We start from the raw sequence: 13979 nt of genomic DNA, 5'->3' as shown, positions 1-13979 counted from the left end.
CGAGGGTATGCAAGCACTTGGGCTGAGGATCGACAACCCGGCACAGGTACGCGGGTGGCAGGAGCTCTACGCCCAGATCGAAGACGAGCTCGATGACCCGCGGTCATTGGCGCTTCCGGACTTGTCGACCCTGGTCACCTTGGCTAATGCGTTGGTAGCTCGATCCGCCGACGAGTACCACGGCTGGGGTGATGTGGTCACCTTCGCCGCGTGCACCGCGTCACGGATCGGTGAGGTCTAGGGGCGCCGAGTCGGTGATATCGACACCGCGACGTGGACATTGACAGTCCGCCGACAGACCACACTCGGACCCGGCGGACTCGACGACAAGGGAACCAAGGGCAACCGCCGCCGCTCCGTCCCGTTGATCAAAGAAGTCCGACAACTCGTCCTCGATCGCATTGCCGTCGTCGGTGCAGACAACACCGCCGCCCGTCTGTTCGTCGGCCCGCGCGGTGGACGGATCGCTACCGGCGTCCTTCGCGATGCCACGCATTGGGACGAAGCGGTCACGAAACTTGGCTACGAACCCACCCTGACCGGCGAGGGCACTGGCGACGGTGGCCGTCGGGGCGAACGATCAGACAGCCGTCATCGTCCTGGTCGCGCCCGCATGCCACGGCCACCTCGCTGCGACCACAGCGCGGCTCTGCTCACAGATCAGCGCAATCCGGCCGTGACACAACCGGCCCGCTCGAAGTTTCTGGCACGGCTGCGGGTAGTGGTCGGTAATTCAACTGCCCGCGAGAGGGTCACAGACCGAAATTCCTAGCACTGAGAACTATGTCGCCGTCAGCCACGGGTTCGGCGTTCGGGCAGCACCTCCCGCGCGATGCGTTCGAACTCGTCGAGTTGTGAATGGACCGGCCAGTCGAGGACGAAGTCCGTCATTCCTACCGCACCGAAACGGTCGAAGATCTCCTCGTAGCTGTGTTGGCCCCAGCGCGGATCCCACGGCCCGAAAATCGTGTACGACCGGCGGATCATCGCCGGATCGCGACCGGCGGCTTCGGCGAGGTGGTCGATTCTGTGGGTCTGCTCCGCCGTGGCCTGCAGGATCTGGATATCGGAAGCGCCGGGCGGACCATGGGTGTTCCACACGTCCGCGGTCGCTGCCGCCACCCGGAGCACCGTGGGTGACTGACCTCCCACGATGAGCGGCAACCGGGGTGACTGCCACGAACCAGGAGCTGTGGGGACCTCTTTTACCCAGAGCTCGTCTCCGGTGTAGCTGAACGTCTCCTCGCGCGCGTACAGCAAGCCGTCGACGATCGCCACATAGTCGGTGAACCGGCGCATCCGCTGCCTGGGCGGCCAAGGCTGTTCGCCCACACTGCGGTGGTCCCACGCGAACAACCCAGCACCAACCCCTAATTCGAAGCGACCGTAGGACGCGTGGTCGATCGTGATGGCTTGTCGGGCCAGTTGCGACGGTGGGCGCAGGATCTGGTTCGCGACAAGCATCCCGAGGCGGATTCGCCGAGTGCTCACCGCTGCGGCGGCCAGCACCGCCCAGCTGTCGAACCACCGTCCCCGTCGATCCCGTAGATCGCCGCTGTGGTCGGGCAAAAAGACCTGATCGAATCCCAACTCTTCGAGCCAGCGGATCCGTTCGAGCAGAACGGGAAAGGTCTCGTCCGGATACAGCATTACTCCGAACCGGGACTCGTGGTGGGACGGGCCGACTGTCACTGGGCAGTCCAGCCGCCGTCCATCACCAGCACCGAGCCGGTGAAGAATCCCGCTTCCTCTGTCGCGAGGTAGGCGACCGAGGAGGCCGCTTCCTCGGCAGTGGCGATACGGCCCAGTGGATGTAGTGAACGGAACATCGTCGCAGTGTCTTCGTCCGCTCCGACCGAGGACCGGTACATCGGCGTATCCACCGACGCGAACGCCACTGCGTTGATCCGGATATCTTGCGTGGCATATTCGAGAGCCGCGGCCTTCGTCAGCCCGATCACGCCGTGTTTGCCCGCGACGTATGCGCTGATACCTGCGCCGAATCCCACGAGGCCCAGTTGTGAGGCGTTGTTGATGATGACGCCGCCGCCGCGCCGCTGCATGGCGATGATCTCGTGGCGCATCGACAGGAAGGTGCTGGTCAGCACAGTGTTGACGTCGGCAGTCCATGTGCTGGGGTTCTGCTCGGCGACAAGTCCCATCGTGCCGAGTGAGCCCGCGTTGTTGAACGCGATGTCCAGCCCGCCGAACTGGTCTACCGCGGTGGCGACAGCATTTTCCAGATCGCTGTCCACTGTGACGTCGGTAGTGACGCTGACAGCCTTACCGCCGAGTTCGGCGATTTCGGCACAAACCCGGTCCAGCTGGTCGATTCGCCGGGCCGCCAGCACGACACTGGCTCCGCGCGCGGCGAGGATCTTCGCCGCGGCTTCACCGATACCTGAGTTGGCTCCGGTCACCAGAGCGACCTTGCCGTGGAGATTGCCTACGGTCATTGGCTTCCTTTCTGTATCGGGCGTTCGACCGGAACGCCGAGCAACGATCCGTATTCGGCCCACGATCCGTCGTAGTTCTTGATATCGTCGTGGCCGAGTAATTCCCGGAGTACGAACCAGGTGTGGGCTGAGCGAGCACCGACCCAGCAGTAGGTGATTACGCCAGCCTCGACGTCGAGTCCGGCGAACTGCGCGGCCAGTTCATCATCGGATTTGAAGGTGTCGTCGGGATTGACGACCATGTCCCATGGCAGATTGATTGCTCCCGGAATGTGCCCCGACCGTTGGGCGACCTCGTGCGGGCTGTTGCCCGGGGCGAAGGCGGGTCCGGCGAAGGCGGGCGCGAACAGCAGGCCGCTGTACTCGTCCGGTGTTCGGACGTCGACGATGCTCGTCGCACCGATCGCGGCGAGGACATCGTCGCGTCCGGCACGCACCGACGGGTCCGGCGTCGGCACGTGATAGACCGCTGGATGAGGTGCGAGCGTGTCCGTGGCCAGCGGGCGCTTCTCCAACTCCCACTTGCGGCGACCGCCGTCGAGGAGTTTCACCGACCGGTGTCGGTAGTGGGTGAAGTACCAATAGACCAGTGCCGCCAGCAGATTGGAGGCCACGGAATAGATGACGACGGTATCGTCGTTGCTGATCCCCTTCGCGGACAGCAAGTCAGCGAATTTGTGCGGCCCGATCAGGCCCAGCGTCAGATCGTCCTGGAACTCTGACCAACCGATCCATACGGCCCCCGGCACGTGGCCGCGCAGGTAGTCCGCTTGCTCGTTGCCGGTTTCGATGAACACCAGACCGGGTGCGCCGAGATTGTCCTCGGCCCAGGTGCCGCTCACCAGCGCGGTTGTGCGTCCACTGGCGTGCGATGATTCGCTCATGACACAGCCACTTTCGCGTCGTCGACGTCGGTGGCCAGGCGATCGCGATACCACGCCACTCCGCTCAGGGCGATTCCGGCGACGGTGACGGCCGCGGCGACCAGATACACCGATCGCAGGCCGCTGCTGTCGATGACGCGCCCGCCGAGCCAGCCCGCGAAGGCGGCCGCGAGCTGGTAGGCCGACGCGTTCACCGCCATAGCCAGTGTCGGCGCCGCCGCCGCGGTGCTCAGTACCCGTGACTGCATTCCGGGGATCACCGAGAAGCCCAGTGCGCCGAGGACGAACACCATCACCGCGATGAGCACGACGTTGGTGCTGACCAGCCACATGACAGCGAGAGCTGCGGTCAACAGGGTCAGCAACCCGATCTGCGACGGCATCAGGGCTCGGTCCGACAGGCGGCCGCCGATGAGATTGCCCACGGTCGCGCCGACACCGTAGACCAACAACCAGCCGGCGACGGAACCACTGGTGAAGCCGCTGACATCGGTCAGCAGCGGCGAGAAATAGGTGAACACCATCAGCACTCCGGCATTGGCGATCGCGGTGATCGCGATCGCCAATTGCACATCACGACTGCGGAATACCCGCATCTCGGCCATCGCGGACCCGCCTGCGTTCGCCACCGCGGGGACCAGCCGGATCACCAGCAGCAAACCGAGCGCGCAGACCGCGGCGACCGCGGCGAAGGTGGCACGCCATCCGTACTGGGATCCGATGAAAGTGCCCAGTGGCGCGCCCAGGATCATCGCCATGTTCATGCCGAAGACCAGCTTCGACACCGTCGAGGCCTGTTTGCCTTCCGGTGCTGTCGACACCGCGGTGACGATCGCGTTGGCGAAGAAGGTCGATGTCACCAGCGCGGTGAGGATCCGGGCTGCGAACAGGGCCTCGTAGGCGGGTGCGAGCGCCGAGGCGATATTGCCCACAACGGCGACCACCAGCAGTGTCACCATCAGGGGCTTGCGGGGAAACCGCGTGGTGAGCGCGGTCAGCGTCGGCCCACCGATGATCATCCCGATGGCGTAGGCCGTGACAAGGAGTCCCGCGGCCGGGATGGACACACCCAGATCGGTGGCGACATCGGGCAGGATCCCCGCGATGACGAACTCGCCGGTGGTGATGCCGAAGACACACAATACAAGTGATGCGAGACTCAACCGCATGATTCTCTTCTCTGTCCGAGTAGGAATTGGTCGATGTACAAGGACCCGGCGCTAGGGCATCGGCGCAGGACCGGCGTAGCTGTACCCGTAGGTGGTACCGAGCGAAATGATGTGGTCGAGATCGGGACCGATTTCCTCGGTCGGCATCCGGGTCGCCTGCGCCGCAGGCATCTCGGCCGCGAGGAACAGGTCGAACTGGGGTTTGTTGCCCAGGTCCGGCGTCGAATGAATGGTGAGAAATCTGATCTCATTCGAGATCGCGACGAATCCGTGCGGAACCATCCGCGGGATGACCATCGTCGTCCCGGCCTCGGCGAGCTGCTCCTGGCCGTCACAGACCATGCGCAGCGCACCGTCGAGCACCATGAACACCTCGTCCTCGATGTGGTGGTAGTGCAACGGGGTGTTGTATCCGCGCTGGCCGGTGTGCTCGACCACAGTGAAGGAGTCCCGAGTTGTGTTGCCCGGGACGCGGATCCGCGCGTGTCCATCGAGCAGGGAAACCGCGGTCTGCTCGGATTCCGGGATCAGGATCCCTTTGTCGTCGATCTCGATGTCCAGGTTGGTCATGTCACTCCTCAATGGATTCAGCGAGGAACGAGTCGGTTCCTCGGGGGCTGGCCAAGCTCTGCCACATCGCGACCGGGTCGTTGAAGTTGTTGATGAACGCTTCGGCGATCCGTTTGTCCTCGGCGGCCTTGGCGAACAGCGCGGTGGTGTGCGCCGGCGCAGGTCCGAGAAACGCGGCACTCCAGTCGACAACGTTGCGGGCATGCGCCCACAGCTGCTCCGAGGCGGCCCGGCAGAACGTCTCGTCGTATCCGCCTGCGTGCGCCACGAGCAGGTCGGCGAGTGCGAACGCTGTGTGTGAACCAAGATTCGCGCCCTGCGCCGTCAATGGGTCGTTGGTGATCCACGCGTCGCCGATCGCGATGGCGCACTTGCCGTTCGGCAAGGTTGCCCAGCCGTGGCGGACCATCGGCGTCACACTGCCCTGCGCCAGCTCGCCGGGTCCGACGAGCGCGAATTCCCGGCCATCGACACGTTCTCGCAGTCCAGGCGCGAATTCGCCGAGCAGTGCGAGGACGTCGCGGTAGAACCTCACGGGTTCGACAGCGGGATCGACCCGGGAGATCGGTTCGAGCGGTCCGCCGGGAACAGCTTCGAACGCGAGCACATCAGCGCGGCCCTGTGGTGTCAGGAACGGGATGCGGAAGATCTCCCCGATACCCGGGATCAGGCACAGGTCCAGCGATTGCGGTGTGTCCTCGCTGATTCCGCGGTACAAGCCGCTGCAGAGGATCCGCTGGGGAGCATCGAAGACCGAGCGCGATGCGTCACGCGGGAACAACTCTCGCATCGAGCGATCGCCGTTGGCCACTACGACCAGGTCGTGCTGCTCGGCCACTTCGGTGATCGGTCGTGCTCCGACGACGACTTCTCCGCCCCGCTCGGCGAATTCGGCGCACAGGTGCGGCAGGTAGAGCCGAAAGTCCACGACGCTCGACGGGGGCCGCAGCTCCCCGTGAAATGCCAGTGCGCGGTCACCTGTGCCGACGGTGACATCCCAGCGGCGTACCTGGGCGTCGGCAGTGTCCCAGTCGAAGACTCCGAGCTGGCGTTCTCGTTGCTGGGTAGGGCCGAATCGGGCGGGGAAGTTGCGAGGTCGCCCGGTGGCGAGCTGGTCGAGTTCCTGAGCGGAGTAGACCACGACCTCGATCCCGAGCTGCTGGAGCCGCAGGGCGAGCTGCAGCCCGGAAATTCCCGTGCCGACAATGCCGATGGTGGTCATACGGTGATCTCTCCGATCTGTACGGGAGCACGCAGTTCACGCGCCAGCCAGGCCACCGACTCGAGGGTGAACGCTGCTGCCTCCGGCGAAGCCATGGCCGACACCGGGATCAGCATCGGGTGTTGCAGACCCGCCTCGACCAGCTCGCCTATTCGGTCGAGCACGGTCTGTCTGCTCCCGACGAGTACCTGATCTGCCACGACCCGGTCCGGGATCACAGACATTGCCTGCTGTACTTCCTCGCGGGTCAGCATGTGCGGCAACAGATCCTTGAGCCCCTGGTAGCCGGCGCCGAAGGGGTGCTCGGCACCGTGCGCTGCCCACGCATCGGCTCCGGCGTGCAGAGCGAGAAACCGGATGGCGGTGGAGTCCAACAGCGCATGAGCTTGCTCATCTGTTTCGGCGACCACGACAGGCACCCCACCGGAGGCCACAATCGCCGCCGGATCCCGGCCTGCGGCCTCGGCCGCCTGCCGCACGACCCTCAATCGGCGCGTGTACTCATCTGGCACCATCAGTTCCGCCGGCAGCCACCCATCCGCGTACCTGCCGGTCAGGGCGAGCATCCGGTCACGACTGCCACCGACCCACAGCCGTGGCTCCCGACCTGCCGGAGCCCGCAGACCCATCAATGCTTGATCCAGGGTGAAGTGTTTGCCTCGGAAATCGTGCGGGCCGGGTCCTCCGAGCAGCATTCGCAGGATCTGCAGCGCCTCCTCCACGCGGTCGACTCGGCGATCGTGCGGTAGTCCGTAGGGTTGGAGGTTCTCCAACGCGCCTGCTCCGATGCCGAGCACCGGCGGGCGCTCGGTGAACTGCGCCAGCGTCAATACCGTCTGCGCCAGAACCGCGGGGTGGCGTCGATTCGGGTCGGTGACACCGACAACAAGCTGGACCGGCCCCGCCTGTGGTGCGAAGTTGCCCAGCACCGTGGCGAAATCGAGGCATTGATCCGGGGTCGGCGCCTGCGACGCCAGGTAGGTGAAGTCGGTATCCCATGCCTGGCTGGGGAAGGCGTTGATCAAGTGGTCGAAGACCAGGAAGGCATCCAGGCCGTGCGTGCGAGCCAGGTCGAGCAAGCCACGCCCGCCGTCGACGGATCCGACGGCGTCCCACACCAATCCGACGTTCACTGTCACTACTTGCTCCTCGTCGACTGAGCCGCTTCGATGAACGCCGCGGTGTGCTCGGGCATGCTGATGCTGTGCCACATCGCTGGTGGATCATCCATATTCGCGATGAACGCGTCGGCGATGCGCTGGTCACTGGACGCGGCGGTGAGAAGTGAGAGGACCTGTGGCGCCGGAGCACCGAGAAACATGTTGGTCCAGTCGACGACCGGTTGCGCCGTCGCCCACAACTTTTCGGACAGCGCCATACAGAAGTTCGCGTCGAAGGCACCGCGGTGCGATGCCAGTGTTTGCGCGACCTGAAAGGCCTGCGCCGAACCGAGATTGGCCCCCTGCGCGGTAAGCGGGTCGTTCACGATCCACGCGTCGCCGATCGCCAGGGCATGCCGGCCTTCGCCCATTTCAGCCCACCCGCGCCGGACCGTGGGCACCAACGCGCCCTGCATGACATCGATCGGCCTGGTCAGACCGAACTCGGTGTCATCGACGCGCTCACGTAGTGACGGCGCATAGGTAGTGATGAGGTCGAGTACCCGCTTGGCGAACAGTTCGGGATCGTCGCGATGCTCAGGCCCGGTCACGGGCTGGAACGCCCCACCAGGTACCGCCTCGATCAGCACAGCTGTCACTCGCCCGTCGAAGGAATGGAAGGTCGGCGCGTGGATCTCCCCGACCCCCGGGACCATGTTCATGCTCATACCCGGCGGATCCGGCGGCGCGATTCCCTGGAACAGCCCGCCCGCAAGAACTCTCGGCGCCGCCCGGAACGGCGAACGCGCCGGATCACGGGGAAACACCTGCTGCAGCTCACCGCGCCCCGCCGCGACGATCAGCAGGTCGTGGTTCGCGGCGAGGTCGACGAGATCGCGGCCGTCGGCCGGTCGACTCTGCACCACGGCTCCGCCGCGCCCGATCACCGATTCGAGCAGCCCGGCCAGATACATCCGGAAGTCGACGGAGCTGGCCGGTCGCGGCAACGCGCCCCGAAGGGCAAGTGATTGCTCACCGTCGATTCGCATGTGCATCCACGCGTTGTCGAATTCGCTCGACGACCAATCAGTGATGCCGAGCGAATTTTCCCGTTCCCTGGTGGATCCGAAACGGGTGACGAAATTCAGCGGCGGGCCGCGTCGGATCTCGTCCTCATTCTGGCGTGCATACAGGGTCGCTTCGATTCCGAGTTGTTGCAGCCTGAGCATGAGATGCAGACCGGATATGCCTGCCCCGACAATTCCGATAGACCTACCCATATCAGATCACTTCGACACGTTGCAGGTGCCGATTCGTCGGCCCACTGAACGCGTTTCGTCCGTGCACGAGCGAGAAGTTGTCGGCGATGAGGATATCGCCTTTCTGCCAGGCGTGGTCGTAGCAGTATTCGCGGCGGTGCAAGCGCTCGGACAGCTCCTTCACGAATGTCTCCTGCGCATCATTCTCGACACCGTCCACGGTGACCGAGACTGGGTTCTTATAGACGTTCGGATCCAGCGGTTCAGCGAAACGAAGCACCGGAAGGCCGGTCGCCGGGTGCTGCGAGACGAGCCGCTCGGTGACCTCGCCCCCGTAATGTGCCAGCTTTTCTGTCGAGTAGGTCAGGCTGATCTTCGACCACAAGCTTCGAGTCGCATCATCGACATCTCGATACACGGCGGTAGTGTCGCAGAACACGGTTTCACCCCCGGCATCTGGAGTCGCATCCAGACACTGGAAGAAAAACCATCGTGGATCCGATTCCACGAAGGCACCGTCCCAATGGAACGGCACGTCGCCGCTCGCGAAGAGATAGTTCTTCGGGTCGTCCTGAACGACCAGGTCGACGACTTCGCCGACCTCCCATTCGAGCACTTCGCCCCATCGTCGGCAGTAGTCGGCGAATTCCTGTTTTTTCAGCGACGAGAATCCGCGTAGCACCAGGACACGGGACTCCACGGCCCATCGGGCCAAGGTCTCGACCGGAATGTCGGAGATCTGCGCGTCACCATTTGCCTCGACCACACGACCGAATGGTCGCAGAGGGTTATGTGAGACCGTCATGCCGAAAGTTCCTCCTTGGATTCCGCAGTGATCTGTGGAGCGACGAAATGACTCGGGCGGTTGTGCCGCGAGACCATGGTCGCCCCGAGTTCTTCTGCTTTCCAACGCTTTACGAGTCGGCGGTGGACACCGTCGTCGAGCACGACACCGTGCCACGGGGTGAGCCAACTGTCGCTTGTTCCCACCAGATGCAGCCCGAACTTCTCCGAATGCGGCGGCTGCGGGTGAATCGACAACCGGAGCGCATCGGGGAAGTGTTCCGACACCACGCGACTCCATGCATTACTACGCCGAATGGTCTGATAGGCACTTGCCTTCGATTGATTGCGAATCTTCGTTTTCGAGACATCGCCCTCGCACGCACTCATCGCATCCTCGAACATGAAGCGATGAATACCATCGAAGAGCGCGCGCGTAGCAGCGTCGGTGCGAATGCTTTCCTTCAATTCTTCGAGCGAGTCGGAGTAGTCGCACTCGAGCACGTCGCGCAGCTTCGGGTAGTCCTGGCTACCAAAAGCGTCGTCCAATCCGAACATGTCCAGCGACATCCACCCCGCGGTGGCGACAAGCTTCTCGATTTCCTCGCGATATTCGGTCACAAGAATGTCGGATACACCGACCACGTCGCCGAATACATGACCGTCCGAACAAATAGTGATACGTGCGCCCGGCGAATAGAAGTGGCCGACGTAGTCGCATAGCGACTGTAAGAATCCGAGTGCTATATTCTCCCCCAGATCCGGAGTCGACCCCAGCACCTTACTCCGATTCGGCGACTTCGCCGGAAACGCTGGTATCACAAAATGAATGGCCTCGTTGCGACGGACGAAAGAATCAATCTTCGATTTACGATTCTCATAGGCTTCACCGATACGATCCGTCGTTGTGGGAACCCCCTCGCCCGACTGATGGACACGTTGATATCGGTGTAAAAACTCCAGAACTTTGCGCGAAACGTCGGTCTCCACAGACATGGCAGCAGCCACTCTCCAAACTCAAAATCCCCCCCAGTACGCCGGGAGATACCTGTGATTCTCGGTCCCCGTTGACCCGATTCGAACCGCTTACCACACAGCCCGCGTTCGATCCGGCAGTCGGTCAGCATCTCATGATGTCCGACCTTCCGTATCAACAGCCTGCCAGGCGCGCACACCGACCAGCAATGGCGCAACGATTAGAATCGGTGTAATTTGATAATGTGTCGATTATTGATCAATCCGAGCTCCGTCTGGCCAGCATCGACGATCCGACCGCTCATCAGCTGCGACTGCTGCTGACCCTCGCCGAGGAACTTCACTTCGGTCGCGCCGCGCGTCGGCTGTATCTGACCCAACCCGCCCTCAGCCAGCAGATCCGCTCCCTCGAGGAGCGCCTCGGCGTCTCACTGTTCCATCGTTCCAGCCGCCGGGTCGAGCTGACCGCCGCGGGGCGCGCGGTGTTGCCCGCAGCCCGCAGCGTGGTGGATGCCGCCGATGAGCTGCGCAATATCGCACGTCGCATGACCTCTGGCTCCGAACGTCTTCGGCTCGGGGTGTGCGAGAGCTTCACCGCGCTGGATTCCACCCGCAGCATCATCGCGGCGCTGACCGAACTGCACCCCGATCTCGGTCCGGACGTTCGAGTGCTGGATCGATTCAGCGATCAACTCCTGGCCTTGCAATCGGGTGAGATCGACGCGGCCTTCGCCCATTTTCCGGTGCCCAACGACCTGCACTGCGAACCACTCGCTGTCGAACCACGTCTGGCGTGCATCGCCAGCTCCGATCCGCTGACCGAGCGTTCGTCGCTGGAGCTGACCGATCTCGCCGAGCATCGGGTGATCAGCCTGGTATCACCGACGTTCCGAGCAGGCCACGACTTCTGGTCGGTGAATCCGCGCCCGGACGGCTCCCAGGTCCGCTATGCCGCACACCCGGGCTCGAGCTTCGAGTCGCTGCTGTCCACCGTCTCGCTCGGCGGCACGGTCGCCTTTGTTCCAGCAGTCGCCGCCGATCTCTACCCCCGACCCGACCTGCGCTACCTCGACGTCGAAGACCTCACCGAATGCACCTTCGGCATCGCCTGGCACCCGGGCAATCCGGTGCCGGCGAAGTTGGCCATCCTGAAAGAGGTCGTCAACGATTATCGGCAGGGTCGCTCCACTCGAGCGGATGCAACCAAGCAGGCGAAGGTAGCTGCGGACACCACGTAATGTGTTGAGGTACAAGGCTTTTGATTGGGGGGATCCATGCCACAAGAGCAGCATCCAGCCCGGACGAGACTGCCGTTGGCGCAGCGCTTCGCGAGCGCGCTGATCGATCTCGACGGCGTCGTCTATCACGGCACAACGCCCGTGGCCGGCGCCGTGGATGCGTTGACCTCAGCCCGCTCGGCCGGGCTCCGAACGTTGTTCCTGACCAACAACGCCTCCCGCACCCCGCACGAGGTCGCCGCACTGGTCACCGAACTCGGCCTGCCCACCGCTGAGCGAGACATCGTGACCTCCGCCCACGCCGCAGCAGCGTTGGCAGCTCGGCGGATTCCCGGGGCACGAGCACTCATGGTGGGCGGCGTAGCCATGAAGACAGCGCTGTGGGAACACGGCCTGACACCGGTCTACAAGGCCGACGACGACCCCGATCTCGTCGTCCAGGGCTTCGCACCCGAGGTCGATTGGCGCCAACTGGCCGAGGCGGCGTACGCGGTCGGGCGTGGCGTTCCGTGGATCGTCACCAACAGCGATATCGCGGTTCCCCGTGAAGGCGGAATCGCGCCCGGCAACGGCGCATTGGCCGAAGCGGTCCGCTTGGCCACCGGCGCAACCCCCGAATTTGCGGGCAAGCCCTACGAGCCGATCTACCAGGAAGCCTTGTCACGCACCAGCGGACCCCACTTGGTGATCGGTGACTCGCTGGATACCGATATCGCCGGCGGCAATCGAATGGGGCTACCCAGCCTGCTCGTCCTGACGGGAATCACGACACTACGTGACCTGCTGATCGCTCCGCCCCCTCATCGCCCCACCTACCTCGGGCTCGACCTGCAGGAGCTATTCCACACCAGAGAATCTGTGACCCATGACGGGGATCGATGGATCTGCGCCGGGTGGACAGTATCGGCATCCGATGATGACCTGACTCTTCGACCGCCAAGCAGCACCATGCCGACCAGAACGCAGCTACTGGACGCTGCTCGCACACTCTGCCATGCCGCCTGGGCCCGACCGGACCTGGAGACGAGCAAGGCGCTGGCCACTTGGCAGGACTGGTCCCGCCTCCACTGAACTCGGGCCCCGAGGCCAGTACGGAATCGGTACCGCCCGAACAAGTCAGCTGAACGGCCACGGGAAAGGCGGATGTCCCGAGGATTGGCCGGTGAGAAGCGATGTGAACAACTGCCACAACAGGTCGAACGCAACGGAGCCCATCGGTAACCCCTCGCATCGTCACGGGTTCGATCACCTAACACCGCGTCTGGCGGCCGATCAACAATAGCCAACCCATCCGTCCGCAGGCGGCTGAAACACCGCGTAATCGAGGTCAGCCGGCCCGCGCTCGCAGGCAGCATGTCTGGCGAGACCAGGGACAGCGACCGTGCGCCGCTCCGCGGCAGCCGGGTCGGCGTGGCAGCGGCGATGTCAGCGGAGGGTTGGCCGTAGGTCAGGACCCGGCGGGCTTCGTGCCCGCGGCCGGTGTGGGTCATGGCGAACACCACGAGTTGTCCGGCGTGCAGCGTCTTGTAGCCGGGCGCCTCGATGACGGCGTAGTCGCAGAACACCGCGGGCCTACCCGGTCCAGGGTCAGGAATCCGAACCCCTTCTTGGCGTCGAACCAGTCGACCCGGCCGGGCTGCCAGGATTCGGAACCGGTGGCGCTGTGCCCGTGCGGGTCGAAATCGATGTATGGGTCAGTAGGCGAGGCAAGAGATGTCGTCGACACAGGGAACACTCGATGCTTGGTCGATGTGGTCGGACAGGTCAGCGGTGTCGATGCTGTGTTCACAGGCGTCGGCGAGTACCGCAGTGACGTCGAGGCCCCCCTCGCGGTCGGCGTCGAAAACGAAGGCCTCCTGATCTGCACGGTCGGTCTGCGAGGCGGTCGGTAAAACGGCCATCGGGTCCTCCTCGAAATCACTGTCGGACGGAGCCGGTGGCCGAACCCCGCCAGGGTTCGGCCACCGGACGCGAGGGAAATCGGATTGAGCTCAATGGAAGAGTGCTGCGGGATCGATCGATACCCCTCGCCTCCCTTTCGATACCGGATCGTCGAAACAGTGGACGGCCCACTACTCGAGCGGCGGAAGACTGCGCTGGGTAGCCGTCGGCCACTCGCTTGATCGCAGGCTCGGCACCGAGAGCTGTGCCGTGCGGTGTCGCGACGGCTCACGCGGGCAGGGCGGGCACCATCTCACCCGGGCGCCGATGGCGTCGATCAACGCCGCGCAGTCGGGATCGAGCGCCGCCAGCGTCGTGTCGTACCACCACGCCCGCTCGAGGTCTGTGCCGTTGCCGCGGTTGACGATCGAGGCTGACATCG

Annotated in this window: 16 protein-coding genes; 3 read left to right on the top strand and 13 right to left on the bottom strand. The window is 64.1% G+C overall.

Annotated elements, in window-relative coordinates; genetic code table 11:
• Window positions 1-7: 7 nt before the first annotated feature.
• Entirely contained in the window at window positions 8-241 is a 234-nt protein-coding gene (locus tag QX204_RS10020; RefSeq protein WP_301906328.1) for a hypothetical protein, read from the top strand.
• On the opposite strand, the gene QX204_RS10015 is transcribed toward QX204_RS10020, so the two are convergent.
• The 11 genes from QX204_RS10015 to QX204_RS09965 form a co-directional block, all read right to left on the bottom strand.
• On the bottom strand, window positions 221-496 hold the full coding sequence (locus tag QX204_RS10015) for a hypothetical protein (RefSeq protein ID WP_301906327.1): 276 nt from the start codon (window positions 494-496) through the stop codon (window positions 221-223). The genes QX204_RS10020 and QX204_RS10015 overlap by 21 nt on opposite strands.
• Before the next feature lie 296 nt (window positions 497-792).
• A complete protein-coding gene (locus tag QX204_RS10010) occupies window positions 793-1650 on the bottom strand; it encodes an LLM class flavin-dependent oxidoreductase (RefSeq protein ID WP_301906326.1) in 858 nt (285 codons plus the stop codon).
• Window positions 1651-1688: 38 nt separating this feature from the next.
• Complete coding sequence (locus QX204_RS10005) at window positions 1689-2519, bottom strand: SDR family NAD(P)-dependent oxidoreductase (protein ID WP_301906325.1); 831 nt, start codon at window positions 2517-2519, stop codon at window positions 1689-1691.
• A complete protein-coding gene (locus tag QX204_RS10000; protein WP_301906324.1) occupies window positions 2453-3340 on the bottom strand; it encodes a sulfurtransferase in 888 nt (295 codons plus the stop codon). The genes QX204_RS10005 and QX204_RS10000 overlap by 67 nt, the downstream gene beginning before the upstream one ends.
• On the bottom strand, window positions 3337-4509 hold the full coding sequence (locus QX204_RS09995) for an MFS transporter (RefSeq protein ID WP_301906322.1): 1173 nt from the start codon (window positions 4507-4509) through the stop codon (window positions 3337-3339). The genes QX204_RS10000 and QX204_RS09995 overlap by 4 nt, the downstream gene beginning before the upstream one ends.
• 51 nt (window positions 4510-4560) lie before the next feature.
• Window positions 4561-5079, bottom strand: a complete 519-nt coding sequence (locus QX204_RS09990; protein WP_301906321.1) for a cupin domain-containing protein — start codon at window positions 5077-5079, stop codon at window positions 4561-4563.
• A 1-nt stretch (window position 5080) separates the two neighbouring features.
• Window positions 5081-6301: a styrene monooxygenase/indole monooxygenase family protein gene (locus QX204_RS09985; protein ID WP_301906320.1), complete on the bottom strand. Its 1221-nt coding sequence runs from the start codon at window positions 6299-6301 to the stop codon at window positions 5081-5083.
• Window positions 6298-7440, bottom strand: a complete 1143-nt coding sequence (locus QX204_RS09980; protein ID WP_301906319.1) for an LLM class flavin-dependent oxidoreductase — start codon at window positions 7438-7440, stop codon at window positions 6298-6300. The genes QX204_RS09985 and QX204_RS09980 overlap by 4 nt, the downstream gene beginning before the upstream one ends.
• The gene (locus QX204_RS09975) at window positions 7440-8630 is read right to left on the bottom strand and encodes a styrene monooxygenase/indole monooxygenase family protein (RefSeq protein ID WP_301906318.1); all 1191 of its coding nucleotides are present in this window, start codon (window positions 8628-8630) and stop codon (window positions 7440-7442) included. The genes QX204_RS09980 and QX204_RS09975 overlap by 1 nt, the downstream gene beginning before the upstream one ends.
• Before the next feature lie 52 nt (window positions 8631-8682).
• The gene (locus QX204_RS09970; protein ID WP_301906317.1) at window positions 8683-9426 is read right to left on the bottom strand and encodes a TauD/TfdA dioxygenase family protein; all 744 of its coding nucleotides are present in this window, start codon (window positions 9424-9426) and stop codon (window positions 8683-8685) included.
• A gap of 35 nt (window positions 9427-9461) precedes the next feature.
• Entirely contained in the window at window positions 9462-10451 is a 990-nt protein-coding gene (locus QX204_RS09965; protein ID WP_301906316.1) for an isocyanide synthase family protein, read from the bottom strand.
• A gap of 212 nt (window positions 10452-10663) precedes the next feature.
• On the opposite strand from QX204_RS09965, the gene QX204_RS09960 reads away from it, so the two are divergent.
• Both QX204_RS09960 and QX204_RS09955 read left to right on the top strand, forming a co-directional pair.
• Window positions 10664-11656, top strand: coding sequence for a LysR family transcriptional regulator (locus tag QX204_RS09960; RefSeq protein ID WP_301906315.1), 993 nt, complete (start codon window positions 10664-10666; stop codon window positions 11654-11656).
• A 36-nt stretch (window positions 11657-11692) separates the two neighbouring features.
• The gene (locus QX204_RS09955; protein ID WP_301906314.1) at window positions 11693-12727 is read left to right on the top strand and encodes an HAD-IIA family hydrolase; all 1035 of its coding nucleotides are present in this window, start codon (window positions 11693-11695) and stop codon (window positions 12725-12727) included.
• Window positions 12728-13350: 623 nt separating this feature from the next.
• Here the strand turns inward: QX204_RS09955 and QX204_RS09950 are convergent.
• Entirely contained in the window at window positions 13351-13557 is a 207-nt protein-coding gene (locus QX204_RS09950; protein ID WP_301906313.1) for an Rv3202a family protein, read from the bottom strand.
• A gap of 171 nt (window positions 13558-13728) precedes the next feature.
• The gene (locus QX204_RS09945) at window positions 13729-13977 is read right to left on the bottom strand and encodes a hypothetical protein (RefSeq protein ID WP_301906311.1); all 249 of its coding nucleotides are present in this window, start codon (window positions 13975-13977) and stop codon (window positions 13729-13731) included.
• Between the last annotated feature and the right edge of the window lie 2 nt (window positions 13978-13979).

The sequence above is a fragment of the Nocardia sp. PE-7 genome (assembly GCF_030486425.1).
GTDB lineage: Bacteria > Actinomycetota > Actinomycetes > Mycobacteriales > Mycobacteriaceae > Nocardia > Nocardia salmonicida_A.
Note: the sequence above shows the minus strand (reverse complement) of the source record. Positions and strands in the feature narration are given on the sequence as shown.